General features: G+C 64.3%; 23 protein-coding genes. 3 read left to right on the top strand and 20 right to left on the bottom strand.

Annotated features, from left to right (window positions below; genetic code table 11):
- Positions 1-258: 258 nt before the first annotated feature.
- From ACZ3GY_RS07130 to ACZ3GY_RS07140, 3 genes are all read right to left on the bottom strand, one after another.
- The gene (locus ACZ3GY_RS07130) at positions 259-1,440 is read right to left on the bottom strand and encodes an MFS transporter (protein WP_465909469.1); all 1,182 of its coding nucleotides are present in this window, start codon (positions 1,438-1,440) and stop codon (positions 259-261) included.
- Between the two features lie 204 nt (positions 1,441-1,644).
- Positions 1,645-2,991, bottom strand: a complete 1,347-nt coding sequence (locus ACZ3GY_RS07135) for an ATP-binding protein (protein ID WP_465909470.1) — start codon at positions 2,989-2,991, stop codon at positions 1,645-1,647.
- Complete coding sequence (locus ACZ3GY_RS07140) at positions 2,988-3,701, bottom strand: response regulator (RefSeq protein ID WP_465909471.1); 714 nt, start codon at positions 3,699-3,701, stop codon at positions 2,988-2,990. The genes ACZ3GY_RS07135 and ACZ3GY_RS07140 overlap by 4 nt, the downstream gene beginning before the upstream one ends.
- A 165-nt stretch (positions 3,702-3,866) precedes the next feature.
- Between ACZ3GY_RS07140 and ACZ3GY_RS07145 the strand changes: the two genes are divergently transcribed.
- Complete coding sequence (locus ACZ3GY_RS07145) at positions 3,867-4,646, top strand: MlaA family lipoprotein (protein ID WP_465909472.1); 780 nt, start codon at positions 3,867-3,869, stop codon at positions 4,644-4,646.
- The gene (locus ACZ3GY_RS07150; protein ID WP_465909473.1) at positions 4,646-4,924 is read left to right on the top strand and encodes a hypothetical protein; all 279 of its coding nucleotides are present in this window, start codon (positions 4,646-4,648) and stop codon (positions 4,922-4,924) included. The genes ACZ3GY_RS07145 and ACZ3GY_RS07150 overlap by 1 nt, the downstream gene beginning before the upstream one ends.
- Before the next feature lie 120 nt (positions 4,925-5,044).
- On the opposite strand, the gene ACZ3GY_RS07155 is transcribed toward ACZ3GY_RS07150, so the two are convergent.
- The 16 genes from ACZ3GY_RS07155 to ACZ3GY_RS07230 form a co-directional block, all read right to left on the bottom strand.
- Entirely contained in the window at positions 5,045-5,665 is a 621-nt protein-coding gene (locus tag ACZ3GY_RS07155; RefSeq protein ID WP_465909474.1) for an RraA family protein, read from the bottom strand.
- Positions 5,662-6,432 (bottom strand): IucA/IucC family C-terminal-domain containing protein, encoded by a 771-nt coding sequence (locus ACZ3GY_RS07160; RefSeq protein WP_465909476.1) that lies wholly within the window; start codon positions 6,430-6,432, stop codon positions 5,662-5,664. Before ACZ3GY_RS07160 ends, ACZ3GY_RS07155 begins: the two co-directional genes overlap by 4 nt.
- Positions 6,429-7,220: an ABC transporter ATP-binding protein gene (locus ACZ3GY_RS07165; RefSeq protein ID WP_465909477.1), complete on the bottom strand. Its 792-nt coding sequence runs from the start codon at positions 7,218-7,220 to the stop codon at positions 6,429-6,431. The genes ACZ3GY_RS07160 and ACZ3GY_RS07165 overlap by 4 nt, the downstream gene beginning before the upstream one ends.
- A gap of 12 nt (positions 7,221-7,232) precedes the next feature.
- A complete protein-coding gene (locus ACZ3GY_RS07170) occupies positions 7,233-8,264 on the bottom strand; it encodes a FecCD family ABC transporter permease (protein ID WP_465909478.1) in 1,032 nt (343 codons plus the stop codon).
- On the bottom strand, positions 8,257-9,246 hold the full coding sequence (locus ACZ3GY_RS07175) for a FecCD family ABC transporter permease (protein ID WP_465909480.1): 990 nt from the start codon (positions 9,244-9,246) through the stop codon (positions 8,257-8,259). The genes ACZ3GY_RS07170 and ACZ3GY_RS07175 overlap by 8 nt, the downstream gene beginning before the upstream one ends.
- Positions 9,243-10,118, bottom strand: coding sequence for an ABC transporter substrate-binding protein (locus tag ACZ3GY_RS07180; RefSeq protein WP_465909481.1), 876 nt, complete (start codon positions 10,116-10,118; stop codon positions 9,243-9,245). Before ACZ3GY_RS07180 ends, ACZ3GY_RS07175 begins: the two co-directional genes overlap by 4 nt.
- 28 nt (positions 10,119-10,146) lie before the next feature.
- Positions 10,147-12,018: an IucA/IucC family protein gene (locus ACZ3GY_RS07185; RefSeq protein WP_465909482.1), complete on the bottom strand. Its 1,872-nt coding sequence runs from the start codon at positions 12,016-12,018 to the stop codon at positions 10,147-10,149.
- A 4-nt stretch (positions 12,019-12,022) separates the two neighbouring features.
- The gene (locus ACZ3GY_RS07190) at positions 12,023-12,796 is read right to left on the bottom strand and encodes an HpcH/HpaI aldolase family protein (protein ID WP_465909483.1); all 774 of its coding nucleotides are present in this window, start codon (positions 12,794-12,796) and stop codon (positions 12,023-12,025) included.
- Positions 12,790-14,658, bottom strand: a complete 1,869-nt coding sequence (locus ACZ3GY_RS07195) for an IucA/IucC family protein (protein WP_465909484.1) — start codon at positions 14,656-14,658, stop codon at positions 12,790-12,792. The genes ACZ3GY_RS07190 and ACZ3GY_RS07195 overlap by 7 nt, the downstream gene beginning before the upstream one ends.
- Before the next feature lie 11 nt (positions 14,659-14,669).
- Positions 14,670-16,142 carry a DHA2 family efflux MFS transporter permease subunit gene (locus tag ACZ3GY_RS07200; protein ID WP_465909485.1) on the bottom strand — a complete coding sequence of 491 codons (1,473 nt, stop codon included), beginning with the start codon at positions 16,140-16,142 and terminating at the stop codon, positions 14,670-14,672.
- On the bottom strand, positions 16,139-17,353 hold the full coding sequence (locus tag ACZ3GY_RS07205) for a type III PLP-dependent enzyme (protein WP_465909486.1): 1,215 nt from the start codon (positions 17,351-17,353) through the stop codon (positions 16,139-16,141). The genes ACZ3GY_RS07200 and ACZ3GY_RS07205 overlap by 4 nt, the downstream gene beginning before the upstream one ends.
- Entirely contained in the window at positions 17,346-19,082 is a 1,737-nt protein-coding gene (locus ACZ3GY_RS07210) for an IucA/IucC family protein (protein WP_465910015.1), read from the bottom strand. The genes ACZ3GY_RS07205 and ACZ3GY_RS07210 overlap by 8 nt, the downstream gene beginning before the upstream one ends.
- Before the next feature lie 106 nt (positions 19,083-19,188).
- Positions 19,189-20,574 (bottom strand): diaminobutyrate--2-oxoglutarate transaminase, encoded by a 1,386-nt coding sequence (locus ACZ3GY_RS07215; protein WP_465909488.1) that lies wholly within the window; start codon positions 20,572-20,574, stop codon positions 19,189-19,191.
- A 199-nt stretch (positions 20,575-20,773) separates the two neighbouring features.
- A complete protein-coding gene (locus ACZ3GY_RS07220; RefSeq protein ID WP_465909489.1) occupies positions 20,774-23,218 on the bottom strand; it encodes a TonB-dependent siderophore receptor in 2,445 nt (814 codons plus the stop codon).
- Positions 23,219-23,522: 304 nt separating this feature from the next.
- Complete coding sequence (locus ACZ3GY_RS07225) at positions 23,523-24,470, bottom strand: FecR domain-containing protein (RefSeq protein ID WP_465910016.1); 948 nt, start codon at positions 24,468-24,470, stop codon at positions 23,523-23,525.
- Positions 24,467-24,988 (bottom strand): sigma-70 family RNA polymerase sigma factor, encoded by a 522-nt coding sequence (locus ACZ3GY_RS07230; protein WP_463564841.1) that lies wholly within the window; start codon positions 24,986-24,988, stop codon positions 24,467-24,469. The genes ACZ3GY_RS07225 and ACZ3GY_RS07230 overlap by 4 nt, the downstream gene beginning before the upstream one ends.
- Positions 24,989-25,246: 258 nt before the next feature.
- Here ACZ3GY_RS07230 and ACZ3GY_RS07235 point away from each other — a divergent pair, with 258 nt between their 5' ends.
- Positions 25,247-25,711, top strand: a complete 465-nt coding sequence (locus tag ACZ3GY_RS07235; RefSeq protein WP_463564840.1) for a hypothetical protein — start codon at positions 25,247-25,249, stop codon at positions 25,709-25,711.
- A 10-nt stretch (positions 25,712-25,721) separates the two neighbouring features.
- Here the strand turns inward: ACZ3GY_RS07235 and ACZ3GY_RS07240 are convergent, their stop codons facing one another.
- Positions 25,722-26,609, bottom strand: a complete 888-nt coding sequence (locus tag ACZ3GY_RS07240) for a polyprenyl synthetase family protein (protein WP_465909490.1) — start codon at positions 26,607-26,609, stop codon at positions 25,722-25,724.
- Between the last annotated feature and the right edge of the window lie 218 nt (positions 26,610-26,827).

The raw sequence follows: 26,827 nt of genomic DNA on the forward strand, positions 1-26,827 counted from the left end.
GATACCAGCCCCAATCCTGACGCGGCGCCAGGCTTGCCTTGGGTATTGCTGTGCTCAACCACAGGCTACCGACCCCCACTGCGTGACTATCCGTAGAATGGCTTGGCGGAAATGTCCTACTGGACAGCTGCGTTAGCCACTGACCCGGAGTCATTCCTGGCAGGGATAACCATGCTTTTGCCGAAGCGGCTAACGAATGGGCCAGCGCCTGGGTCAGTCATCTTTTGCGGCTCTTTACGCCGTAGCCAATTGCCTGGATTAGGCTCGAGCACAGCCGTTTGGGGCTCGGCTCAAGGCTAGCGGCCTGAGCACACTCAGCAGCCCCAGCAAGGCCAGTCCGGCGCCGACCCACAGTGGCGCGCGCAGGCCATAACCCGACTCGATTGCGGCACCGCCCGCCCAGCTTCCCAAGGCCAGTCCAGCGGTTATCACTGAGGTGTGCAGCGTATTGACCAGCGGTCCGGATTCAGCCGCTTTCATCACCCGAGCGACCATTGCCGGGTTCAGCGCCACGCCGGTCAGACCAATGGCGATGAAACATCCGAGGTTCAACCAAAGCTGATCACCGGCCAGGGCAAAGCCGCTCAGGGCAAGCACCAATAGGCCCAGGCCCCAACCCAGTGCGACGAACGTATGACTCTCGGCAACACGCCCCACAACCATGTTACCCAGCAAATTAGCCACGCCATACAGCGCCAGTAGCGGTGCCACCTGGCCAGGCGATATGCCGACTTCTTCGATCAAAATGGGTGTGCAATAGCTGAATGCCGCGAACGTGGCACCGATGATCAGGCCGCTGGTGAGGTACGCCGCCCACAGGCTACGGTTACCGAGTGTCGCCCACTGCCGCCGCAGCCCTGCCTGGCCGGCGTCACTGGCCGGCAAGCGCAACGCCGCAAAAGTGGTGCAAATGAGAGCCAGCAGCACCACCGCCCAGGAGCTGGCACGCCAGCCAAAATGATGTTCGATCCAGGCCGTCATCGGTACGCCCGCCACAGGCGAAAGCATCAGCCCTGCCAGCACCACCGACACTGCCCTGCCCCGCGCCTCACGCTCGACCATCGCAGCACAGACCGTCATGCACAAACCGATACAGGCAGCACTGGACACGCCCATGATGATCCGCGCCAACGCCAGCACCGAGTAGTTCGGTGCTGCCGCGGCAAGTGCGCCGGCCGCCACATACACGGTCAGCAGCCCGACCAGCGCGCGTTTATTGCTGATGCCCCGAGCGAGCAGCAGGATGGTCACCGGTGGCCCACCCAAAGCCATGCCGAGTGCGTAAAGCGCGATGAGGTTGCCAACTTGCGCCAGGCTCACTGAAAACGCATCGGCCAAGGCGGGCATCATGCCGGCGACCATGAATTCGGCAGTGACCAACGAGAAGATGGTCGCCCCTAGCAGGTAGACGGTAGCTGGCAGTTTAGAGCGGCTGGTCATAAGTACTTCTGGCGGGAAAACGGTCGCACACCCTATGCATTGTTGAACGATTGGTCAAATAACGACTGCGCATAAGATCATGACTGGAAACCCTATGGGATTCCACGTCCCTGCAGTGGCGTTTTTGAGCCGAGGAGTGGGTAAACCAGAGCGATCAGCATTGCAGCGCTGTGGGCATGACGCTTTTAGCAGAATCCCTTGGGTTTAGGCGAAAGGCAGCACCACGCAAACCATCAAGCCACCCTGCTTGCGATTACGCAGCGTCAGCGTACCGCCGTGCTCCAGCACCGTGGCCCGGGCGGCTGACAGGCCCAGGCCAACGCCACCGGTATGCTTGTTGCGCGAGCCTTCGATGCGGAAGAAAGGTTTGAATACCTCATCCAGATGCTCTTCAGCGATGCCTGGCCCACGATCCAGCACGCGGATATTGATTACGTGCGCGCCCTCCCCTAGCTCGATGGCCGGTTCCTGGCCGTAGCGGATAGCGTTGTCCAGCAGGTTGGTCAGCATGCGCTTGATGCCGATAGGACGACCGACGTAAACCACCCGACTCGGGCCGCTCAGTTGCACCTCGATGCCAGCATCCTTGTAGTCGTCGACGATGGTATGCAGCAGCTCGGCCAGGTCGAAGGCGGTCGCCGGTTCGAGGCGCGCGTCGTCACGGAAGAATTCCAGGGCGCTGTTGACCATCACCTGCATCTCGTCCACGTCGCGGAACAGCTTGGCCTGCTGGTCGGCGTCGTCGATGAATTCGCCGCGCAGGCGCATACGTGTCAGCGGCGCGCGCAGGTCGTGGGAGATCGCGGCGAGCATCTGCGTGCGGTCGTTGATGAAGTGTTGCAACTGAGCCTGCATGGCGTTGAAGGCGACGATGGCCTGGCGGATTTCCTGCGGCCCCTCCACGGCAATCGGCGGCGCGCGGAAGTCACTGCCGAAGCGCCGCGCACCGCGGGCGAAGCGCTCCAGGGGCGCGGCCAGATGACGGGTGGCGACCAGTGCGACGATGATGGTCGACAGCAAGACCAGAGCAACGATGATGAGGCCGCGAGGCAACTCATTCAGGCCCCAGATGCGCGTCAATGCCGAGAATTTCACCCAGCTGCCATCGTGCATTTCAACCATCAAGGCATAACCCGCGCCCGGCTGATCCGATGGCCAGTCGGCAGGCTCGTAACCTTCTATCCTCGCGTTGGGATTTCGCAACTGACTGCGTAAATAGTCCTCACCGGTGCGAAACCCGACGTCCTCATCCGCCGGTGGCAGGCTGGCCTCTTCGTATGTCAGCAACCAGGTGGTGGAATAGGTTTCATCGCTGGCGGATCGGGCGATGGCCGGCCGCTGCTCGGGTGGTGCTGCGTCGATGATGCGGCTGATGCTGGCCAGCCGCTCCAGCAAACCGGTCTCCAGCAGCGGCGGTCGTGCCCACACGCCGGCCAGTTGGCTGAGCAACCAGGTGAGGGCCAGCGCCGTCAACATCGCCGCCATGGTGGTCAGGGCGATCCAGCGCGCCACGGTATCGCTGGGACGATTGAGCCTCTCCAGCAGTTTCATCGTTTCACCAGTACGTTGGGCGTGAACAGGTAGCCGCTGTTGCGCACGGTACGAATCATCGGCGAGGCACAGACATCGCCCTCCAGCTTGCGGCGCAGGCGGCTGACCTGCACGTCGATGCTGCGGTCGAAGGCCTCGAAGGCTTCGCCGCGGGTCATGTCGAGCAGTTGCTGGCGACTCAGCACTCGACGCGGATGTTCGGCGAACACCAGCAGCAGTTCGAACTCACCGCCGGAGAGCGGAATCATCACCTTGTCCGGCGAGCGCAGCTCACGGCGGGTGACGTCCAGCTGCCAGCCGGCGAACTCCAGGGTTGGCCGCGGTTTATCGTTCAGTACGCTCTTGACCTCTCCCGTGCGGCGCAGCACCGCCCGTACCCGGGCCAGCAGCTCGCGGGCGTCGAAGGGCTTGGTCAGGTAGTCGTCGGCACCCAGTTCCAGGCCCACCACGCGATCGCTGAGTTCGCCCATGGCGGTGAGCATGATCACCGCCACCGCGTGCTCGCTACGCAGGCGCTGGCAGAGCACCAGGCCGCTTTCGCCGGGCAGCATGACGTCGAGGATGACCAGATCCGGCAACTGCCGCTCCATCGCCTGCCACAGGCTGTTGCCGTCGGTTGCCACATCGACGCAATAGCCGTGTTGTTCGAGGAATTTCTTCAGCAGGGCGAGGACTTCGAGGTCATCGTCGACAAGCAGTAAATGGATCACGTAAAGCTCGCTGCCGGCAGGTTCTGGAGCGGCTATCTAAAACCATTGGCGCGGGCGCGTCATATATTTCAATTCGGCAATAAAGCTGCGCTGTTGCAACAGTTGAGACATTCCCGAGCAAAACCTCGGAGGCAGCATGGGTGCATCCCCCATCGAGGTTTCACAATGCTGACCATCACCCTCGCTTCTCCCTTCGTCCGCAGCCTTTCACTTGCCGCTGCCGTGGCACTTGCCAGTGGCTGCGCGAGCTCGCCACCAGCCGGCAGCAGTGCCGCCTGTCAGGCGGCGGCCTACGAACCCCGTGACCCTGCCGAGCCGGTCAACCGCGGCATCTTCGCCTTTAACCGGACGGTGGACGATTACGCGTTGTCTCCGGTCGCTCGAGGTTATCGGCACCTACCGGGCTTCGTGCAGAGCGGCGTGCACAACTTCGTGGCTAACTTCGGCGAGCCCAAGGTATTCATCAACGACCTGCTGCAAGGCAACGGGCGGCGCTCGGTGACCACGCTGGGGCGCTTCGCGCTCAACACCACGGTGGGCATCGTTGGTCTGGTGGATGTGTCCGGGCGGCTGGGCATGGAGCGCCACGACGCCGACTTCGGCCAGACCTTCGGTGTGTGGAATATCGCCAACGGCCCCATCGTCGAACTGCCGCTGTTGGGCACCGGCAACCTGCGCGACGCCACGGGCAAGGTGCTGAGTTTCGCGGTGTCGCCGTTCGGTGGCAGCGATACGGTGGAAACACTCAGCACGGTGGATACCGTGGGCGGCATCGTCGATGGCCGCGCGGAGGCCCTGCCGCTGACCGACGAGCTGAGAAAAGAGGCCGACTACTACGTAGCGCTGCGTAACGCCGTGGCCGAGCGCCGGGCGCACTTCGTGAGCGAAGGGAAACTCGGTGCCGAACTGGATCTGGCTCATGGCTGCGAGAATGGAGCGCAATGATGAACGACGACGTGCTGGTTCTACATCGGCGGATAAGAACGCCGGACAGGGCGTCGCTGCACTGCCGTGAACTCGAACTGCGCCTCGACGCCGATGGCCGCCACCTGGTGCTCAGCCGCTATACCGAGCTGTATTGCGAAGACCAGCCCATCTGGGGAGCCACACGCGATCACAAGGTGCCGCTGGTCAGCCTGCTGCGCTGGATGATCAGCCAGGGGCACGGGCCCGAGATCGCCGTGGTGGACAGACAGAGCGTTGTCCAGCCGTCGTCCTGCTAGCTTGTCGCGGAATTGGTGGGCTAAAGCCCACCCTACCTGTGCCCCTCCCTCCGTAGAGTGGATGACGCTTTTTTCATCCACCATTGCCGATCCCCATTCGGGACGCGTGTAGGGCGGGCTTCAGCCCACCACCTGGTCTAGCCGCGCCTGCAACTCGGCGCGCCGTGCAGCATCGGCGGCTTCCTTGTTCTGCAAGCGCTCCAGCAAGCCAGCGGCCTGTCCGGCCTCGAGCACGTAGATGCCATCGTCGTCGGCCACCAGCAAATTGCCGGGCTGCACGTTGACGCCGCGGATGGTCACCGGCACGTTCACCGCGCCGTGCTCACCGAGGGAGCGCGTGGTGTAGGCGCTGACGCCGCTGCAGAAGATCGGCAGACCGAGCGCTCGCAGGGCGCGCACATCGGTCACCGGGCCGTCGATCAGCACTGCGGCCAGGCCCTTGATGCGCGCGGCGATGGTACGCAGTTCCCCCCAGCAGGCGCAGCCCTGCTCACCCAGGTTGGCGACCACCAGCACATCACCGGGCTGGCTGGCGATCAGGGCGTCGCGCAGCACGCTGCCGTCCGGCGCGTGGATCTGCACGGTGGTGACACGGCCAACGACGTGCACGTCGCCCACCAGCGGCGGCAGGCCGTGAATGTGGCCCTCACGCAGAAAGTGGCCGATGGTCGACGCGGCGATGCCTCGGTAGGCATCGAGCAGCGCGGCGGGAATGTTGTCGGCGGGTGCTGCGAGCGTCATCTGGCGGCCCTCGGGCGGATCAATGGGCAGGTCGAGCAATACTCCACCGGATCGCTGGCCTGGTAGTAGAAGCAGCAGGTTCTGCGAAAGCGCACGGCACGTGCGCCGTCGTCGACCAGCGTCAGCGGCCGGTTGAAGTGCTTGAGCGGGTTGTAGTCGAGGCCGAACACGTTGCCAGGCGCCTGCTCCGTCAGCCAATGAAAGTCCTCGGTGCAGCGCTGGCGGGTTTCGGCGCAGTCGAGCTTGGCCAGGCGCCGTTCGTACAGCGAGTACACCCGCACCGCGGTGTTTTCCCAGAGAATGCGCCGCGATACGCCCGTGACGCCGTAGAAGGTTTCCCACAGGGGCTGCAACAGCCCGGCGAACAGCTGCGTGGCCACAGCCTCGCGCCAGTCATCACGAGCGCCCGCCTCGGGTAGGCTGACCGCCAGGCTGTGCAGCGGCAGCGACGAAGTCCACACGCCGTCGTCGTGGCCGTACTCGATGAAGGTGTTGCCCAGCGAAAGCTGCAGCCCTTTGTCGTAGGCCGACATCGCGTACAGGCAGGCGCCGGTGAGCAGGAACGACAGGCGCTTGCCCAGCAGGGAGGCGGTGATGCGCCGCGATGGCGAAAGGATCACCGGGCCGAGCTGATCCAGCAGCGCTATGCAGGTGGTTTCGCCCAGCAGCTCGGCAGCCGGCAGGCTGCGCCCACGGTCGCGCTCCTCCTCGCGGCGCAATCGCAACGCGCCTGACAGGCTGGTCCATTCGGCACCGCTGAAGCTCATCGTGGAATGTCCCGACCAAACGGAATGCACAGGGGCGTATGGAAGAACGGATCGGGAATGATGCGGCAATCCAGATCGAACACCGTCTTGACCAGCGCTTCGGTAAGAATGTCCGCCGGTTTGCCCTGGGCATAGGCGGTGCGCTGGTGCACGGCGACCATGTGATCGGCGTAGCGACAGGCCAGATTGAGGTCGTGGAGGACCATGACGATGGTCTTGCCCTCCTGACGGTTGAGCTCGCGCAGCAGATCGAGCACTTCGATCTGATGGGCCAGATCGAGAAAGGTGGTCGGCTCGTCGAGCAGCACCAGCTCGGTTTCCTGGGCCAGGGTCATGGCGATCCAGGCGCGTTGCCGCTGGCCGCCGGACAAGGCGTCCACCGGACGTTCGGCCAGCTCATCCAGACCGGTGCGGCTCAGGGCGCGGGCCACCACGGCCTCGTCTTCGGCGGACCACTGCTGCATCCAGCTCTGGTACGGATAGCGCCCCAGAGCGACTAGTTGGCGCACGCTGATGCCCTCGGGCGGCACTGGCATCTGCGGCAGGATCGCCAGTTCCCGGGCCACGGCGGCGGTCGGCTTGCGCTGGATGTCGGCGCCATTGAGGATCACCGTCCCCGAGTGGGGCTTGAGCAACCGCGCGAAGGACTTGAGCAGCGTGCTCTTGCCACAGCCGTTGCTGCCGATCAGCACCGAGACCTGGCCGCGTGGCAATTCCAGGTCCAGGGCGTCGATGATGGTCTGGCGTTGATACGCCAGGGTCAGGTTGCGGCTCGCGATCGCGGTCATGTCGATGATTCCTCACTGCCGCTGTTTGATCAGCAGGTACAGAAAATAGGGGGTGCCGAACACGGCGACGAAGATGCCGGCAGGCAGGTCCAGCGGCAGAAACAGGGTGCGCCCCGCCAAGTCGGCGAGCATCACCAGGTTGGCGCCGACCAGCGCCGCCATGCAGGCCTGGGCGGCGAAGCCGATGGGGATCAGTTGCCGGGCGATGTGCGGAGCGATCAGCCCCACGAAGGCCATGGCTCCGCCCCAGGCGATAGCCGAGCCCGCCAGTGCCACGCTGACGGCGAGCAACGCGGCGCGCAGCCACTGCACGCGTACGCCGATGCCGCGCGCCAGCCCTTCGTCTAGTTGCTGAACCACCACATGGCGCGACAGCAGCATCAGGATCGGCAGCAGGCAGACCAGCCAGGTAGCCAGGGCACGCACTTCGGGCCAGCCAGCGCCGTACACGCTGCCAGTCAGCCAGACATAGGCCGACAAGGTGGTGGTCAGCGGGCTGAATACCAGCATGAAGGTGGTGGCTGCGGCCAGCATCGCCGAGATACCGACCCCGATCAGCACCAGCCGCAGCGGTGAAGTGCCCTGCTTCCAGGCCAGGGTATAGACCGCCAGCGCAGCGGCCCCCGCGCCGAGCATCGCCGCCAGCGGCAAGCCGCACATACCCCACACCGCTGCGAAGCTGGACAGGTACAGCACCGCCGCCGCACTGGCGCCACTGGACAGCCCGAGCAGATCCGGCGACGCCAGTGGGTTGCGCACGATGGCCTGAAGGATCAGCCCGGACACCGCCAGGGCGCCTCCGATCAACGCACCGAGCAGCAGGCGCGGCAGGCGTAATTGCTCGACGATGAACGACAAGGCCGCACTGCCCTCGCCCACCAACACCTGCAAAACGCTCTGCGGCGACAGCACGACCTTGCCCAGGCACAGGCTCAGCAGTATCACCGCCGCGCTGAACAGCACGGCCAGCAGCAGACGCAACGAGCCCTTGTGCTCGATGCGTCGGGAAAACCCTCGCCAGCGTAGAACCGTTCGCTTAACCATGACGACCTCCGCGCCTGGCCAGTGCAATGAAGAACGGCGCACCGAACAGCGCTGTCATCACGCCTACCGGGACTTCCTGCGGGAGAATCACCACCCGGGCGAGGATGTCGGCCACCAGCAGCAGCGTGGCACCGAGCAGCGCGCAGCCGGGCAGCATCACCCGGTGGTCGATGCCGATCAGACGGCGCACCAGGTGCGGCACGATCAGGCCGATGAAACCGATGCTACCAGCCAAGGCCACCGCGCTGCCGGCCAGCATCACCACCAGCACGCCCAGTTGCAGGCGAATCAGCCCGGTACGCTGGCCCAGGCCGATGGCGATCTGTACACCGGCGTTGAGCACGTTGACCTGGGCACCGAGCAGGCAGGCGACCAGCAAGGCCAGCAGCGCGCAGATCAATAACGGCTGAGCGGTTTCCAGGCTGCGCTCGCTGAGCGAGCCGGCCAGCCAGAACAGCACCGTGTCCAGGCCCTGCTGATCGATCACCAACAGCGCCTGGCTGAAGGCGGTGAACAGCGCGGTGATCGCCGCACCGGCGAGCACCATGCGCAAGGGGTTGAGTGCGCCCTGCCCGCTATTGCCCACCAGCCACACCAGCGCCCCGGCCACCGCAGAACCGATGAAGGCGCTCCACAGCCATTGCTCGGGAGAACTGATGGAAAACAGCGACAGGCAGAGAATCAGCGAAAACGTCGCCCCGGCATTAATACCAAATAGCCCTGGCGACGCCAGCGGGTTGCGGGTCATGGCCTGCATCAGTGCGCCGGCCACCGCCAGGCTGGCCCCGACCACCACCGCCATCAGCGTGCGCGACAGCCGTGTGGTGCTGACCAGCAGTTGTTCGATGTTCAAGGGGTCGGCATGCAGCAGTGCGGCGAACACCGTGCGTGGCGCGATCCAGCTGGCGCCGATGGACAGGCTCAGCGCACAGCAGGCCAGCAGCATCAGCAGTGCAACGCCCAGCTTGCCAAGTGCGCTCATGACTGGTCGCCCGGCAGAATCGTGCGTTCGATATCGTCGAGCATGCGGTTGGCACCGAGGATGCCGCCAGAGAATATCCATGCCACCCCATCCACCCACCAGACCCGCCCTGCCTGTGGCGCCCCCATGCGCTGCCACAGCGGATGCGCGGTCAAACTCTGGTAATGACGCTGTACGCCCGGGCTGTCAGCACGCCCGAAGACGAAGAACACGTCGGCATCCACCACCGGCAGGCTTTCCCGGCTGCTGAGCTTGATGGACACGCCCTGGGCATTGCGGCCCTGCTCGTTCCAGACGAAACCGAGTTGGCCGAGCACGCTGCCGGCGAAGCTGTCGGGCAGGTAGCTGCGCAGGTGATCCTCGCGAACATCCAGCACCGACACGCTGAGCGGCCAGCGCTCGCCGAAATGCCGTTGCAAACGAGCCCTGAGCATTGCGATGCGCGCGTCCCAGCTCGCCTGCAAGGCATCCGCCTCGACCTTGCGCCGGGTGGCGACACCCATCACGCGCAGGGTCTGCTGAAATTCGAAAACCTCTTCCAGCATCACCACCGGGCACAGCTGTTCGAGCAACCTCTGAATCCGCTCGTGGCGAAACCGCGAGGCGACGATCAGATCCGGCGCGAGCAAGGCGATGTCCTCCAGGCTCGGCTGAGTTTCCAGGCCGACATGGGGCACGCCTGCCAGGGCTGGGCGCAGGTAGCGATACATGGGTTTCTCGCTCCACGAATCGACTACGCCAGCCGGCCGAATGCCGAGCGCCACCGCGGTATCGGTGGCGCCCTGAAACAAGGTGATGACGCGCTGCGGTGCAGGCCCGGCCTTGGCCAGGGGGATTGCACCTGCAGCGAGAGCTCCCAGGGACAGGCGCATCAACGTGCGCCTGGACAACGACCCCTTATTACCTTCCAAACTCGATCCTTTGTAATGGATTAACAACCAGCCCCTTGCCGAACGGCATGCTGCCAGGCCCACCGGCTCGTTCGATCATCGGGCGCAGCAGGAGTTTCTGCGGCCAGGTCTCGGCCTCGAACAACTGGCCACGCAACACCGCGCGGGCTCCGTCGTCGAATGGCACGTCGGCGATTCGGTCGTTCAGCGCGTCACGCAACACGCGCCAGGCTTGCACGGCCGGCACGTCGTAGACCCGCTCCAGGGTGTCGATGATACCGCGCAGATTGACCTGGATGCCCAGCGTCTGCAGCCAGAACAGCAGATCCTCGGGGCGCTCGTGGTAGAGGGTCTGGGCGTGGCCCTTCTTGATCCGGTACTGCGGGTCAAGCATGCCATTGCGCTCCAGCCAGGGCACGTACAGGCGCAGCGAGTCGTGGTCACGCAGCAGCAGGCCGCTGACCTTGCCCGCCTCATACACCAGCACCGCGTTCTGGCCGTGTACCTCGCCCAGCATGCCGAGGCGGAACATGCGCAGGTTGACGTCGAAGAACAGCTCGCACAACTCGCCGAACAACTGCAGCACCGAGGACGGGCCCGCAGGCAGACCGCGCTGACGGGTGCAGTCGTCGAAGAAATGTCGGTCACTGCCCTGCAGCGGTGTGCCCAGCGCGGCCATGGGCAGCAGGCGCTTGGCGGGGTCTGCGAGCAGTTTCGGCGGATAGCCACGAACCATGGCCGAGAGGTGCCGTGGCGCCTCGTCGAACAATGTACCGCCGTCAGGCATGTAGCCCCACCATTTGCTTTCGTCGCAGATGTGCAGGGTTTCTCGCAGCACCTCGTCACGCTCCCGGCCCTGGCGCAGCAACGCTTCGCTCAGCCCGCCGTTGATCATCTTCACCGCGGGCAGATAACGGGAGGCGCCCAGCGAATACACGGCCATCGGCAGCTTGATGTGATCGGCCGGCGCCGCCGCGCAAGCCAGTGAACGCAGGGAGGACGTGGGGTTGAAGCTGCCCTTCTGGAAGTTCAGACGGTGACAATCACCCCGCTCGAATGCGTCGCCGAGCTGCGCAGGCAGCACCCGCTCCAGTTGCCAGGGGTGCACAGGCAGGGCGACATGACTGTCAGCGATGCCGAGGGCACGCAACTCGGCGTCCAGGTCTGCGCGCTGCTCGGAGTCGAGGATGTAGTGGGCTGGCTGGCAGCTGTCCAGGCCGTCGACGCCGTCGCCAAAGGTCAGACTGCCCTTGGCCACGGCCACCCAGTTGAGCGCCAGTGGCTGGTCGAACTCCGCCTGATACTGCCGGTACTGGGCATCGTCCAGGCCCTGCTTGGCCTTGGCCAGGGGATGGAACGGTCGGTCGCGCAGCGAGCCCCACTGCTCCATGGCCAGGAAGAATGCGGCACCGTCCTTTTCCAGCAGGCCGCCCGTAGGCACCTGATGATCGAGTGACAGCGCGGTCTGCCGGACGCTGGTACGCAGCACGTCCATGAACAGCTCGATGCCCTTGTCGTTATCGACCGCATCGACTTTCACGCCCTTGAGGGCCAGAGCCATGAACGCATCGGGGCTCAGCGGCCGGGTGCTGCCGCCCTGCACGTCGAGCACCGGGGTTCCCGGCACCTTCTCCCAGGCCTGGGTGATGCCGGCCCGCATCGCCACCGCCAGGCCACGCTGCTCGGCCGGGTCGTAGTGCCAGTGCCAGATCGTGTGCGGCGCCTCCACGCTGGCGAGCGGCGAGTCGGGCTGAGCGGCACGCCAGGCGGCAGGCTCGGTCAGGTTGGCGTCGAGGGTGCCGAAGAAGTCTTCGGCGAGCAGGCAGTCGATCAGGTCCTGCATCACCAGATCGTTGGCGATGGCTTGCTTGGTGGTGGTCATGAGATCAGTTTCCTCTCGTCGAGGTGGCGGCCAGTCTGGCCTGGAGGGCGCGGAACGCGATGCCGCGTTCGTCGCCCAGCACGAAGGTATTGACGCCGCGTTCGAGCCACCGCAGGTGGTCATCGGGCTGGCGTGGTATGGCGCAGTACGGGATGCCGGAAGCCTGGGCGGCGCGCCAGGTATCGATCAGCGCTTCCTGCACGGCGGGCTGGGCGATACGCCAGGGCGTGCCGAACGACTGGGAAAGATCGGCAGCGCCTTCGAGGATCATGTCCAGCCCCGGCACTGCGGCCAGCTCGGCGGCACGACGCACGCCCTCGACGCTCTCGATCATGGCCACGACCATGATCTGGCCGTTGGCCTGGGTGACGTACTCGGCCAGGCTGGCCTTGCCGAAGGCACCGGGACGACCGGCATTCAGGCTGCGCTCGCCCTGCGGGTGGTACTTGCAGGCGCGGATCGCCGCGCTCAGGTCTTCCGGCCGTTCCACCTGGGGCAGGACGATGCCCTGGGCGCCGCCGTCGAGCAGCCGCAGCATGCGTTTGCGGTCGAAGTCCGGCACCCGCACCAGGGGCGTGAGCCCATAGCTCTCGGCGATGCGGATCATGTGCTCGACGGTTTCCGGGTTGATCAGCACATGTTCCAGATCGATGATCACGAAGTCGTAGCCGGCTTCGGCGATCAGCTCGATGGAGGCCGCCGAGGGAATCGACGCGATCAGGCCACGGGCCCCCTCGCCCGCGGCCAGTTGCGCCTTGAGTCGATTGGTTCTCAGCATGTGCGTGGCCCATGGATGTGCAGTGGATTGAGCACCCGTTTGAAGCGTCGCTCACCGTCACCGAGCAGCCGGCGCTTGGTGAGTTCTTCCACTTCGTACTCGGCGGCGAACACGTCGAACACCGCGAAACGCGCTGCGTGCTGCGGGTGCTCGCGCTGGTAGTCGAGCACCACGGCGGCGGTCATGCGCCAGAACTCGCCCTCTTCCAGCCCATAGTGCTGACGCAGGAAGATCGCCAGCTCGGCCAGGCAGATGAAGAAGAACGCATCGCAGGAAAAGTCCCGCACCGCATCGACATCCTCGGTGAGGATGAACGAGTTGCGGTTCAGCCGCGCATGGCTCTCGGGTAGCGGCACCAGGTGTGGCGCCAGGTGCGGGCGGGCCAGGTGCGCAGGCGAGTAGCGCACGCCGTCATGGAAGTCCTTGAGGGCGATACGCTCTGGCCAGCCGTCACGGTGGATCAACACGATGTTCTGGCCGTGGGACTCCATGCCGATGCCTTCGGCATAGAGCATGTGCACGATGGGCGCCACGCTGACCCGCAGCAATTGCTGCACCCAGGCGTGCAGGCCATGGCGAACGATCCAGGCATCGATGAAGGGCTGCTGATCACCCTCGGTGTAGCGGTTCTCGACATGGCCGAGGCCATTGAACGGTACGCCCTGCTCGCCCGGTTTCAGGTACGTATTGAGGTTCTCCCGCCAGATCGCACCGAGGGTGCCGTAGGCCTGGCTTTGCCGGATGGTCGGCAGTTGGTCGTAGTCGAAACTCACCCCGGCGACCTCGCCAAGCACCACGAAACCCAGTTCCCGCGCCGTGGCGTCGGTGGCGATCAGCTGTTGCAGCCAGTCGTTGATGATCGGCCCGTTCATCACCGTGTGCCGCGCCAGAATGCGCGTGCTGGAGGTGTTGGTCATGCTCAGCGCGAGCTTCACGTAGGGTTTGGTGGGCTCCTCGACGTTGGCCAGCGTGCGGATCGACTGCTGAGCCCGGTAATCGGCCCCCGAGGTGCCGAGGTAAAGCAGCTCGCCACTCGCCAGCTCGGCCTGGAAGGTCGGCACGATGACCTGCTCCCACTGCCAGGGGTGCACGGGGATCGGCCAGTAATCGTCCAGAGAACGGCCCTGCTCGGCCAATGCGCGGTCGATCTCGGCCCAGCGCTGCTGACCGAATGCAGCCGTCAGGAACGCCTGCAGATCCACATCCCGCGAGCCATTGGCGGAGCCCAACTGCCGGGCGATGCCCAGCCAGACCACGGCCAGCGGCTGGCCGAACTCGGGACCGTAACGACGGTTGTCGTCCAGGGAAAAGCCGATGCGCGACTTGTAGCAAGGGTGGTAGCTGTGGGCATCCATGAAATGCCGTTCCAGGGTATCGGCATCCAGGGTGTGCGGCGCTGCGGCGGGCCAGTAGCTCTGGGTGCGCGACTGCAGATCCTTGAGCAGCGTCTGCTCCAGTTCCTGAATGAAGCGTGGCATGTGCGGGCCGTCGGCCAGGGCGCCAAGCAATTCCGCCAGCGCCTGGTGCAGATCCGGCTGGCTGGTCTGGCCCTGGGCATCGACACGCTGCAGGGTGGCCGGATCCAGGCGGATGATGGCGAAGCTGTCGCTGAGCAGGCCCAGGCAGCGGTACTCGACCACGGCCTGGGCCTGCTCATCGCGCCCTTCGACGATGAAGCGCTGGCGGCCGTCTGCGAGTGGCTCGCAGCGATAGCTCAGGACATCTTCGAAGAGCAGGGTTTGCAGCAGTTGCCCGATCACCCGTTGCGACACCTGGCGGTAGCGCTGAGGGTTCGCTGGAGTCAGCCAGCCGTGGGCATGGGCGATGAGTTCGGGCAAACGAAGTGGAGAAAAGGAAGACATGGATAGACACCTCATGAACGGTGTTCGGACAGGGCCGAGCCTTGCTCGACCGGGTCGTTGGAAGGGGAATGCGGAAAGCGCCAGGCGAACGGCAGCGCGAGCAGGATCAGAACCGCAGTGGCGATGAACACTTCGCCGATGGCGCTGGCCGTACCGGACTGGGCTGCCCCGGAGTGCACCGCGCCAGCATGGGCTGCCCCCCACTCATCGCCGAGGCGAATCTGCAGCCACAGCGAGGCCAGCACGATGGCCAGTGACGACAGCAGACGGCGCGAGATGTTGTTCATCGCCGCGCCCTGTGTGATCAGCGCCTCGGGCAGCACGTCCAGCCCGGCGGTAGTCACCGGCATGTAGGACAGCCCCAGGCCGGCACCGCGTACCACCATCAGCAGGCAGATGGCCAACATCCCGACATCGTGGTCGACGGTGCCCAGGGCGAAGGTCGCCAGGCCGGTCAGCAGCAAGCCGAGCGAAACGATACCCCGCGGCCCATAGCGATCGAGCAGCCTGCCGCCGTAGTGACCGAACAAGCTGGCCGACAAGGCGGTGCAGAGCAGCGCGATACCGGTCCAGATGGCACTGTGGCCCATCACCATCTGCACCAGCAGCGGCACCAGCACCAGGCACTCGAACATGCCGATGGATTGCACCACGGCGATGATCACGCTCGACCGGTAGCCTTTCAGGGCGAAGATACGCAGCTCCAGCAGGGGCGCCGTGTGGCGCAACTGATGCCTGACGAACCCCAGCAGGCAAGCCGCCGCCAGCAGCAGACCGAGCAGGTTGAGCGGATCCTGCAGGGCCTGCATGTGGCGCAGTTGCCCCACGGTGAGCATCAGCACGCCGATACCGACCGCGACCAGCAGGTAGCCGGTCAGATCGAACGGCTTGCCCGCCCCCGCCTCGTTCCTCGGTAGCACGTTGACGCCCAGACCGAAGGCCAGCAGACCGATGGGGACGTTGACCAGGAACAGCGCACGCCAGTCGTACCCCTGCAGCACCAGGCTGCCGCACAGTGGCCCGACCGCAGGCGCGAGCATCACGGCAGCGCCCCAGAGGCCGGTGACCGCACCCCGCTCGCCTTTCGGATAGACCGAAAAGATGATCGCCAGCGACAGCGGAATCATCAGCCCGCTGGCGATGCCCTGCACCACCCGCGCGGTGATCACCCAGGCGATGGAGTCGGCCATGGCGCCGAGCAGCGAGCCCGCCACGAACAGCGCCAGGCCGGCCAGGTACATGAGCTTGCGGCCCACGCGTTGCGCCAGGTAGCCGGTCAGCGGCATGGTCATGCCCATGCTCACCATAAAGGCCGCCACGATCCACGTAGCCATCACCGGGCCCAGCTCGAACGCCTCGATGAAGGCCGGCAATGCCGGATTCAGCGAGGTGTTGTTGAGGCTCACGGTGGTGGTACCGAGGATCACGGCGACCACTACCAGCCGGCGCGACGCCACGACGGGAGCCCGTGCCGGCGCCATCATCCAGCACCTCCGCGGCGGCCCTCGGCCCCGATGAACAGCTGTTCAGGCCGCGGATGACAGAGGAAATCGGCATGCGAGATGTTGTAGCCGTAGGCACCGGCCAGCGGCAGCACCAGCAGATCGCCCACGGCGGCATCGACCAGTTGACGACCACGGCTGAGCACGTCCTTGGGTGTACACAGCTGGCCGACGATGGTCCATGGGCGAGGCGTACCGCTCGGTGTACGCCCCGCCGCAGGCAGATGGATCACCGGATGGTCATGGCCCTGGGCAACCGGCAGGCGGAACTGGTGGGTGCCGCCGCGGCAGACCAGAAAGTGCTGGCCGTGGCTGGATTTGGCGTCCAGCACCTCGATGGCGTAGTAGCCGCAGAACGCACTGATGAAGCGCCCCGGCTCGAAGCGCACCACCGGCGCGTCGCGCAATGCCCCAAGGCGTTGCTCCAGGTGGCGGCACAGGCGCGCCCAGTCGAACCGCTCGCCGCTCAGGTAGTCCACCCCGATGCCACCGCCGACGTTCAGGTGAGTGATCGTCGCAGGCCGCGTGGCCAGGGCCTTCCATTGCGCCCAGCGCTGCAGATAAAGATCGAGCAACTGCTCGTGGCGCTCCACCTGCTGCTGATGGGACATCGCATGCACATGGAAGCCCTCCAGCCGCAGATGGCTGCAGGCTTCCACCCGCCTGATCGCCTCAGGCACGTCGGCCTCGTCCAACCCGAAAGGCGTCGCGGTGCCGGCCATGGCCAGGCGGCTGGAGAGCGTGGCCGGCAGTTCCGGGTTGATGCGGATGAACACCGCCTGCACACGGCCCAGTTCTGCGCCGATGCGTTGCAGGCGTTCTATCTCGCTCAGACTCTCGACGTGGATGGCCGCCACGCCATGGCTTAGCGCGGCACGCAGATCGGAGTCCAGCTTGCCGGGGCCGGAAAACACGAAGGGTTTGTCGCTGGCAGCCGCCTGCAGCCGCTCGATCTCGCCACCGGAGGAGATCTCGAAGCCGTCCACCAGGGGCAACAGCGTCTGCAGGATCGGCGCCTCGCTGTTGGCCTTGATCGCGTAATACAGCTCCACGCCCGCTGGCAGCTCGGCCATCACCTCGCGAACATGCTGCGCCAGTGCAGCGAGGTCGTAGACGAACACCGCCATGGGATCCGCCGCGCGGCTACGGGCCTGCTCGATGGCGTCGAGCACGGTCGTGGGCAGCTTATCCATGGGCTGCCCCCTCGCCCCACGGGCACACCAGCTGTACGTAACCGGCATGGCGGTCGGCCTGGGCCGAGAGACGCACCTTGAGGTTGGTCTTGCAGGCTATCGGTTCCCCGGCAAGCAGCGCGTCCAGCTCCGGTGCTGGCCGTGCCAGTTCACTACGCAGCGCGAACAACTGGCGCTCGACCCGTTGCCACATGCTGGCCGCCAGGTGCGGGCGGTCCCAGCTCAGTGCCAGGATCGCTTCGGACAGGTTGTTGACGAACAAGCAGTAGCTGATGCGCTTCCAGCCCTGCTGCCGCGAGTAAGTCAGCGACTGGCGAACGCACGACTGCACGCCCTCTTCGATGTAGCTCACCCCCAGATCGTCGGTGAGCTTCACGCCTTCGAAGTCGCGCAGCAGCAATTGCGCCGGCCAGCCGTTGTCGTGGATCAGCACCGCGTTCTGCAGGTGCGGCTCGAGCACCACACCATGATTGAAGAACAGCGACAGCACCGGCCGCAGCAACAGCGCCTGGTAGGCCTCGAACCAGCTCAGCAGATGGTCGTCGCTGGGTTTTTTCGATCCCTGCTGCAGGAAACCATGGATCAGCGGCCGCAGTTGCAGATCCCTGGCGAACAGCGTGCCCGCCATCAGGCAGGATTCGGGCGGTGCGTAGCGGCAGAAGTTCTCGCGCAGGATGGCGCCGGTCTGCTCACGGAACCAGTGACTGTCATCGGCGCTGCTCTGCGCCGGGGCCCAGCTCAGTGAACCCGGCTCGCTGACCAGGGTGGCGCCGCCGATGCTGGCCTTGTGCTCGCGCTGCAGGCGCGTGAACAGGCGGTCGATGAGCATGGCGCTGTCCAGTTCGTACCAGGCGTTCTTGCGCACGCAGTTGGTGATGCGCACGTTGAGCGAGCCCTTGAGGAAATAACCGCGGCCTTCGCCGTACCAGGTACGCATTGAGGCGGTGGGGCTGGCCAACGGGCCCTTCTGGCCGAGATCGACGATCTCGCCACGGGCGATCAGCGCCTTGACCCGCGGGTCGGCGAGGAACAGTTGCGCCTGCACCGGGTGCAGACAGATAGCCGCACGCCCGCTGCGTGCCAGACCCTGGCTGGCGAAACCTTCGAGCACCTGCTCATCGCTCAGGTCGTTGCCGCGCACCTGCAGGCCATCACGGGGGACTTCGAGAACATGCAGCGCGACTCGGGCGCGAAACTCTGGAGCATAGGTCTTCTGCCCCAGATGCTCGGGCCACAGTCGGGCCTTGGGCGCCGGGTGGTTGGGGTGGCCGAACCAGAGCCCCTGCTCGCTGGCCAGGTAGTCGCGCAGCGGGTGCTGATCCTGCACCTGCAGCGCGCTGTCGACGATGGCCGCGGTAACGCCCTGGCTCTGCATGACCTGTTCGAGCAACTCGTCGTTGCGCGAGCCGGTCAGTTGCTGGCAGGCCTCCAGCAATTGCGTGGCGAATTCGGCGAACGGCGGGCAACGCCAGTCGGCATCGCCTTGGCGCGTGTACACGTCGCTCAGGTAACGCTGGCTGCCGAGCGGATCGCGGCGATCCACCAATACCAGAAACTGCCGCCTTTGCGGCAGATCGATCACCAGCGGCATGCCCTTGCCCTGAATGGCGCGCAGGTAGCTGGCGGGTGCTATACCTCTTACATGGGACGGCCAGGCATAACGTGCGCAGTTCTCGGGCAGCGCGAACTCCTTGATCAGGCAGTTGAGCAGCGCGTGGGAGGCGGCCATTTCACTGACCACCCGCGCCAGGCTGGCACGCACGGAATCGATGCGAGTGACGTCGCTCGGCTGGGCATCGAGGTCTGGGTAGGCACGCACGGCGCGTGCAGACAGATCAGCCACGAGCACCTCCCAATGCGGCGTCCAACGCGCGTTCGAAACGGGCGATCACTTCACCGCACTGCGCCTCGTCGATGATCAAAGGCGGCAGCAGGCGGATGACACTGCCATTGCGCCCGCCTCGTTCAAGCAGCAGGCCCTGCTTGAAGCAGTGGCTCTGAATGGCAGCTGACAGCGCAGCATCCATGGGGTGGGCGCCCAGCGCGTCGGCAGGCTGACGCTCGTCGACGATTTCCAGGCCTAGCATCAGCCCGCGACCGCGCACCTGACCAATCACCGGGTAGCGCTCACGCAGCGCATTGAAGCGCTCCTTCAACCAGTCACCGCGCACCTGAGCCTGCTCGGCCAGGGCATCGTTCTGAATGATCTGCAGGGTGGTCATGCCGCTGGCCATGGCCATCTGGTTGCCGCGGAAAGTGCCGGTATGGGCGCCTGGCTGCCAGGCGTCGAACTCGCGCTTGATGGCCAGTACCGCCAGTGGCAGGCCGCCGCCGACCGCCTTGGACATGACGATGATGTCGGGCTCGATATCGGCATGCTCGAAGGCGAACATCCGCCCGGTGCGACCAAAACCGGCCTGTACCTCGTCGAGGATCAGCAGGATGCCGTGGCGCCGGGTGACCTCGCGCAGGGTTCGCAGCCATTGATTGGGGGCCGGGTTGGCACCGCCCTCGCCTTGCACCGCTTCGACGATCACCGCAGCCGGCAGGCAGACGCCGCTCTCGACATCCTCGATGAACTGGGTGAAGTAGTAGGACAGCGTACGGGCACCCGCCTCGCCGCCAATGCCCAGCGGGCAACGGTATTCGTGGGGGAACGGCATGAACTGCACGCCAGGCATCAGCGAGGCCACGGCATCTTTCGGGCCGGTATTGCCGGTCACTGCCAGGGCTCCGTGGGTCATGCCGTGGTAGCCGCCGGAAAAGGCGATCACGTTGCTGCGCCGGGTGACGGTCTTGGCCAGTTTGAGCGCGGCCTCCACGGCATCGGCACCCGAGGGGCCGCAGAACTGCAGGCAATAGCCCTGGCTCGGCAGCACGCCGAGCAAGGTCTCGCTGAAAGCGTCCTTCAGCGGCGTGGTGAGGTCCAGGGTATGCATGGGCACCCCCGAAGCCAGAAAGCTCGACAGGCTGTCGACGATGGCTGGATGGTTGTGGCCGAGCGCCAAGGTTCCAGCGCCGGCCAGGCAGTCGAGATAACGACGCCCCTCGACATCGGTCACCCATACGCCCTGCGCCTTGGCAATGGCCAGGGGCAGCTTGCGCGGGTAACTGCGCACATTGGATTCGAATCGCTCCTGGCGTTCCAGGTAATCCGCGTTGTTGCTGTGGGCCGAATCGCGCTGGAATCGGTCCAGTGGTATTGCTCGTTCACTCAACATGGTGCTCGCCTCTATCTGTTCGAGGCTCCGGTTGGAGCCGTGAAAGTCGTCAGCACTGCACTCATCAGTCAATGGCAGGTCACGCAAAGCACGGGGCAGCCTTCTGCGAGGCTTCCCGCTTCATCCCTGAATGGTTGGTTTTATTGTGTGCGGCGAGCGCCCGTTACACGGGCGTTCACCGCAGAGGTGCTGCGAACTGTCAGAACCCGAGGGTCGCCGACAGAATGAAGGTGCGCGGGGTGGAGATGGTCAGGCCAGCTTCGCTGTCGTCCGAAGCACCGGCGGAAATCCAGTCGCGCTTGTTCAACACGTTCTCGACGGTACCGCGCAAGGTGACATCGGTTTCGTCGACTTTGAAGGCATAGCGAGCGCCCACGTCGTAGCGCTCCCAGGAGTCGATTTCCTTGGAGTTGGCCTGATCCAGATACTGGGAGCTGCTGTACATGCCACGGGCGGTCAGGGTCAGGCCCTGGAGGGTCGGCACGTCCCATTCAGCACCCAGGTTGGCGTTGTACTTGGGCGTGGCTGGGGCACGATTGCCATCGTTGACGCCACCGTTGTTGGTGTCCTTCAGTTCGCTGTCGATGTACATCACCCCGCCGAGAAGACGGAAGCCTTCGATGGGCTCACCGAACACGTTCAGCTCGATGCCGTCGTTGATGCGCTTGCCATTGGGGCCGAAGGTACCCTCAAGCTGAGTACCTACTGGCGCCGCAGTCTCGTAAGCCGGTTGCTTGATGCGGAACACAGCGGCAGTAATCGCGAACTTGCCCATGTCGTACTTGGCACCGGCCTCGAGCTGACGGCTGATGAAGGGCGCGAATATATCGTTTTCGTTGTTGGAGGTCGATGGAGCGATCTTGCCCTGGCTCAGGCCTTCCATGTAGTTGGCGTAGAGCGACAGTTGGTCGGTGGCCTTGAACAGCACGCCAACCGACGGCGACAGTTTCTCTTCGTCGTAGCCGGTCTCGCCCTTGATGCCGTTTTCCCAATCGTCGACCTTGACCCGCTGCCAGCGGGCGCCAAGGGTCAGCAGTACACGATCTTCCAGAAAACCCATGGTGTCGGAGAGCGCGACACCGCTGAAACGGTTCTCGGTGTAGACCTTGGCGTCATCTCGAGTCCTCACTGTCGGCTCAGGTGTCGCGATCGGGTTGTAGAGATTGCCCGCGCGGTTGGCGTAACGCCCGCCACCATTCTCGAAGTCCATCGAGAAGTAATCGGCCGCCAGATTGATCTCGTGGCTGACCGGACCAGTCTGGAACCATTTACGCACGCCTGCGTTCACCGTACGCACGTCTTCTTCCCGGGTGAAGTCGCGCGGCGAAACGGTGAAGTCACCGGCAGCATTGGTGATCGACACGTTGTGGCGGAGGAAGTCATGGTTGCTCTTGCGCGCGCCCACCGCACCGTAAACCATCAACGAATCGTCGATATCGTACTCGCCACGCAGTGCGCCAAAGGTGTCGCTGGTTTCGGCCTTGCTCCAGGCCTGGGCGTAGTTATGACGCACGTCATTGGCTCTTGGCACGGGTGCAGCGGCGTTGACCAGCACACGTTCCTGCGGTGCATCGGTATCACGCTCGGTGTGCCCCACATCCATCGACAGACGCAGGCGCTCATCGCGGAAGTCCAGACCGAGCACGGCCATTTCGCGGTTGACCTTCTGATGATCCCACTCGGTATCGCCGGACTGTTTCACGCCGTTGAAGCGGATACCGAAGCGATTGTCCTCGCCGAAACGACGGCCGACATCGACAGCGCCGCCAACCTGGCTGTCCGACGCATAGCTGCCGGTGAATTCGGTGATCGGCTTGTCGGTGGCGCGCTTGGGAACCACGTTGATGCCGCCGCCGACGCTGCCTCGCGGCGAGATGCCGTTGACCAGTTGAGTCGGGCCTCTGAGGATATCGACGCGATCGGCCATTTCCATGTCGATGGAGTACGTCGGCATGATGCCGTACAGCCCGCCATAGGAAACGTCGCTATTGAACAGGCTGAAACCGCGGATGGTGAACTGCTCGAAACGACCGCCCGCCGGGTTGGTCGAACGTACCGCCGGGTCGCTGGCGGTCAGGTCTGCCAGGGTGCGCGACTGATTGTTCTTCACCGCCTCGCTGGTGTAGGTGGTCATGCTCAGCGGCGACTCCATGAAGTCCCGCGAGCCCAGCAGTCCTTGGGAACTGCGGCGCGCCACCTGGCCGCCAGCGTAGCGTTCGCCCTCAAGGCTCTCTGAGGGCACGGTGACACCGGTAATCGCCGTCGGGGCGATTTCCATGGCAGAGGCCCCTTCGCTGGCCGGCACCAGCGTGTAGGCTCCAGTGCCTACCGGCTGCAGACGCAAACCACTGCCCTGCAGCAGCCGCGCGAAGCCTTCATCGACGCTGTAGCTACCGGAAAGCCCCTGAGTGCTTTGGCCACTGACCAGCGCCGGATCGACGGAGAGGCTCACCCCAGCCTGACTGGCAAAACGGCTCAACGCGGCGCCCAGGTCGCTACCCGGCACGTTGTAGCTGCGCTCCTGAGTCTGTGCATGAGCGGCGAACGGTGCGACCGCCCCGAAACCGAGCAACAGGCTCAGGCATACCGTCGAGTAGGAGATGGATGACACCAGACGAGGCCGATGACGTGTCAATAGTGGCATGGGAAGCATTCTCTTTTTAATTCACTTACTACCCATGACACGCCAGTGAAGAAAAAGGGACAGAGCGCGGGGAAAAATTTCACAACCCATCTGTAGGAGCCGCGACCCCGCGGCGAATGGTGGTCAACGCCATGGATCTTCGGAACGGCACCACAACATTCGCGCCGCGCCGTCCCGACTGCGCCAGACACTCCTCTTGCAGATACATTCATACCGTAGGAGCCCGCTTGCGGGCGAATCGTGGGCATGGCACGAATTACTGGAATGGCCGCAATCGCATTGCCCGCAAGGGGGCTCCTACAGGTCAGGCCGCTCGTTCGCGAGGTACCAGAGTGACCCAGTAGCGCGTACGGGCCTGAACCTGCAGCGGCAGGCTTGCAGCAAGCAGATCGAGTATCTGGTCGGTGTCGGCGAGGCGGAAGCTGCCGGTGACGCGTAGTGATTCGAGGGCTGGCGACCAGCGCAGGATGCCGGGGCGATAGCGATCCAACTCACGTAGGAAGTCGCCCAGCGGCTGATCGTTGGCCATCAACACACCGTCACGCCAGCCGGGTACTTCGGTATCGAAGGCCAGGGTGGACTCGATGCGGCCTTCACGCAGGCGCACCCGCTGACCTGGCCGCAGGGCAAGCGTGTCGTACCCCGTAGGCCGTAATTGCGCCGAACCGCTGAAAACCGAGAACTCGCAGGTATCGCCTTGCTGCTGTACGCAGACTTCCCCAGCACTGATCGTCGCCCTGCCCTGGGCGGTATCGATGATGAACGATGAAGTGCCGGCAACCCGCAAGGCGATTTCACCGCGTACCAGGGTTAGCTGCCGCTTGCCGGCGTCGATATTCACTGCTGAAGCGGTATTCAGATCCAGCACGCTGCCATCGGCCAGGGTCAGGCTGCGGCGCCCCCCGGTGCCGGTGGAGATATCCGCCCGCCAGGCCTCGAGCGGCAGTTCGCGGCTGACCAGCCAGGCGGCTGGTGCCACAGTGGCAAGGCCAAGCATGCCCTTGAGCATGCGCCGACGGCCCTGGTCGGGGCGGTTCAGGCTGGCCATGGCCAGTTCGGGGGGCAGCCCGTCGAAACGCGAGCGCAGCGCTTGAATCCGTTGCCAGGCATGTTCGTGTGCGGCGCTGTGGTCGCGCCAACGCTGCAATGCGGCGTGGTCCTGCTCACCAGCCTCACCAGATTCGATCAGCGCCAACCAGCGGGCGGCGGAACGCGCAACACGGCGGGTATCGTCACTGACCTCAGGGTTCAACACAGTTCGACCAGCAAACAGTGTTCGTAGGCTTGAGCCATGTAGCGTTTGATGCTGCGCTCGGAAACCTCCAGGCGCTCGGCAATTTCCCGGTAGCCGAGCCCTTCAAGCTGGCTAAGTAGAAAGGCACGGCGCACCACTGGTGGTAAGCCATCGAGCAATTCGTCCAGGGCCTGCAGGGTTTCCAACAGTAGCCAGCGTTGCTCTGGCGAGGGCGCGCAGGTTTCGGGTAGTTGCAGCAGTGCATCGAGATACGCCTGTTCAAGACTGCGGCGTTTGTGCAGATTGATCAGCAGGCGCTTGCCAATGGTTTTCAGGTACGCGCGTGGCTCCTGCAGTTCGGCAATAACCTGGGAGCCGCCTAAAACGCGGATAAAAGCATCCTGACTGAGGTCAGCCGCATCCCAGCCGTTACCCATACGGCGACTCAGCCACTGCTCCAACCAACTGCGGTGGTCGCGGTAGAGATCGTGAAAAGCCTGTGCAGTGGATACTGCCGAACCGGACATGCCGGGCACCTGTTGTAAGAGTCAATAACGAGATCGATTCTAATTAACAACGGAACCAAGCGGTAGCCTTGCTGATGGATTTCGTTGCCGACTACCTTCTCCCGTTGCTGTTCATCAGACTGATGATGCGCGTATTGGAAGGCTGCCATCAGACCGGTACAAGGCGAAAATCCGGCTGAATATTTAAGCTCAGAGAGCAGCAAAACATTTGGCAATGACCGCCACTGCGCTCTATTGTGCTGCGAGTTTCCGACAGAGCGGCCTGCCATGAAGTCTATTTCCATCCTGCTTTTCAGTGTTATGTGTTCCAGCGCCTGGGCCACCGATGCGCCCGCCCCTTCCACGCCCTGGACGCTGCTGGATCAGTTCGAAAAGGCCTACACCCTCAATGACAGCGCCCGCGTGGTGCTGGTGGCACGCAGCATGTCGACCGCACGCCTGGTCAATGGCGCACTGGAGGAGAAGCCGGAAGGTTTTCTGGAGGCGCGCCACGTGGTCTACGTAGCGGATATCGAGAAGATGCCATCACTGGCGAAGATGGTCGCGGTGCCGGCCATGCGCTCGGCCAAATACCGCATCATGCTCGATCAGACCGGCAGGGTCGCAGGCCGCTATGAAGGCGACCGGGAAACCGTGCAATGGCTGGAGCTGGAAGGCGGCAGCGTGATTCGCGAACAGCGTTTCAGCGATGCAGCCGAACTGCAGAGTGCGCTGGAGGCACTCCCTCAATAGTCCCTGACGCTCACGCGAAGAGCATGCCGAGGAAGCGGCCTATATACACGTCACCTCGATAGGCCTCGTCCAGGCAAATCTGCGCACGTGCCAGGTGACCATCGAGGCGTTCGCGCACCCTCTCCTCTCCATGCAGTGCCAGCAGGGTCGACTTGCCGTCGTCCTTGCCCTGATCTTTAGCGTTGTTGGGGTTGGCGTCTTGCAGGTCATCGTAGAGCTGCACGGCATGGCCGAGTTCGACAGCGAAGCGCTGCAGCACGCTGCGCAACGGTTTGGGCGCGTCGCTGATCAGGTAGGCCATGTCCATGATCGCGCTGAACAGCACCCCGGTCTTGAGCTTGTTGGTTTCGGCGATCTCTTCTTCGGAGCGGGCATTCTTGCCATCGCGCAGATCCTGCAACTGCCCCTGCACCAGACCCTGTGAGCCGACTGTATTGGCGACGATTTCCACCAGTTGAGTGCGCACCAGCGGTTTCAACCCCTCGATACCGGCGACCACGCCAAAGGCTCGTGCCAGCAAGGCGACGGCGGCGAGAATGGCGATGTCTTCGCCGAACGCCAGGTGCACGGTGGGCCGCCCGCGACGAACCTGGGCGTCGTCCATGCACGGCATGTCATCGAGAATCAGCGAGGCGGCGTGCACCATCTCGATGGCGCAGGCCAGATCCAGTGCCTGACGCTGATTGGCGCCTAGGCCATTGGCGGCAAGTAGCAACAGCAGTGGCCGCATGCGTTTGCCAGGGGCCAGCGCACCGTCACGAACGGCAGCGGCTACCAGATCTCGTTCATTGCTGACGGCGGGTAGCAGTTCATCCAGCCGCCCCTCGATGGCACCGCGCAATTGCAGCAGGTGCTCGGTGAATCCGCTGTCGATCGTTGCAGTCGCATAGGCTGTCATCGTTCCCTCTCTTCTTCTGTATTCCCGCAACACTTGGACACGCTTTCAAGTACTGCCAGGTCACTGCAACGAAGGATCCTGACACCGAAATGATCACAACTGAAGCTGGTTTGTAATGTTGGAACGTCTAGTGCGTGCAGTTGCCTGATAATGTGGCCAATTCAAGCCTAGCGGATGTCGATATGCTATTCGATCATTCCGTTCTGCACAGACCGCGT

The sequence above is a fragment of the Pseudomonas sp. PME37.24/006 genome, from assembly GCF_055556635.1.

What these genes read in the sequence shown, in the direction of transcription:
- ACZ3GY_RS07190 (WP_465909483.1), bottom strand. Translation starts at nt 12,796, where the DNA reads ATGCTGAGAACCAATCGACTCAAGGCGCAACTGGCCGCGGGCGAGGGG.
- ACZ3GY_RS07155 (WP_465909474.1), bottom strand. Translation starts at nt 5,665, where the DNA reads ATGACGCTCGCAGCACCCGCCGACAACATTCCCGCCGCGCTGCTCGAT.
- ACZ3GY_RS07205 (WP_465909486.1), bottom strand. Translation starts at nt 17,353, where the DNA reads ATGGATAAGCTGCCCACGACCGTGCTCGACGCCATCGAGCAGGCCCGT.
- ACZ3GY_RS07195 (WP_465909484.1), bottom strand. Translation starts at nt 14,658, where the DNA reads ATGTCTTCCTTTTCTCCACTTCGTTTGCCCGAACTCATCGCCCATGCC.
- ACZ3GY_RS07160 (WP_465909476.1), bottom strand. Translation starts at nt 6,432, where the DNA reads ATGAGCTTCAGCGGTGCCGAATGGACCAGCCTGTCAGGCGCGTTGCGA.
- ACZ3GY_RS07240 (WP_465909490.1), bottom strand. Translation starts at nt 26,609, where the DNA reads ATGACAGCCTATGCGACTGCAACGATCGACAGCGGATTCACCGAGCAC.
- ACZ3GY_RS07210 (WP_465910015.1), bottom strand. Translation starts at nt 19,082, where the DNA reads ATGGCCGCCTCCCACGCGCTGCTCAACTGCCTGATCAAGGAGTTCGCG.
- ACZ3GY_RS07145 (WP_465909472.1), top strand. Translation starts at nt 3,867, where the DNA reads ATGCTGACCATCACCCTCGCTTCTCCCTTCGTCCGCAGCCTTTCACTT.
- ACZ3GY_RS07220 (WP_465909489.1), bottom strand. Translation starts at nt 23,218, where the DNA reads ATGCCACTATTGACACGTCATCGGCCTCGTCTGGTGTCATCCATCTCC.
- ACZ3GY_RS07135 (WP_465909470.1), bottom strand. Translation starts at nt 2,991, where the DNA reads ATGAAACTGCTGGAGAGGCTCAATCGTCCCAGCGATACCGTGGCGCGC.
- ACZ3GY_RS07170 (WP_465909478.1), bottom strand. Translation starts at nt 8,264, where the DNA reads ATGGTTAAGCGAACGGTTCTACGCTGGCGAGGGTTTTCCCGACGCATC.
- ACZ3GY_RS07235 (WP_463564840.1), top strand. Translation starts at nt 25,247, where the DNA reads ATGAAGTCTATTTCCATCCTGCTTTTCAGTGTTATGTGTTCCAGCGCC.
- ACZ3GY_RS07165 (WP_465909477.1), bottom strand. Translation starts at nt 7,220, where the DNA reads ATGACCGCGATCGCGAGCCGCAACCTGACCCTGGCGTATCAACGCCAG.
- ACZ3GY_RS07200 (WP_465909485.1), bottom strand. Translation starts at nt 16,142, where the DNA reads ATGATGGCGCCGGCACGGGCTCCCGTCGTGGCGTCGCGCCGGCTGGTA.
- ACZ3GY_RS07175 (WP_465909480.1), bottom strand. Translation starts at nt 9,246, where the DNA reads ATGAGCGCACTTGGCAAGCTGGGCGTTGCACTGCTGATGCTGCTGGCC.
- ACZ3GY_RS07180 (WP_465909481.1), bottom strand. Translation starts at nt 10,118, where the DNA reads ATGCGCCTGTCCCTGGGAGCTCTCGCTGCAGGTGCAATCCCCCTGGCC.
- ACZ3GY_RS07185 (WP_465909482.1), bottom strand. Translation starts at nt 12,018, where the DNA reads ATGACCACCACCAAGCAAGCCATCGCCAACGATCTGGTGATGCAGGAC.
- ACZ3GY_RS07130 (WP_465909469.1), bottom strand. Translation starts at nt 1,440, where the DNA reads ATGACCAGCCGCTCTAAACTGCCAGCTACCGTCTACCTGCTAGGGGCG.
- ACZ3GY_RS07215 (WP_465909488.1), bottom strand. Translation starts at nt 20,574, where the DNA reads ATGTTGAGTGAACGAGCAATACCACTGGACCGATTCCAGCGCGATTCG.
- ACZ3GY_RS07150 (WP_465909473.1), top strand. Translation starts at nt 4,646, where the DNA reads ATGAACGACGACGTGCTGGTTCTACATCGGCGGATAAGAACGCCGGAC.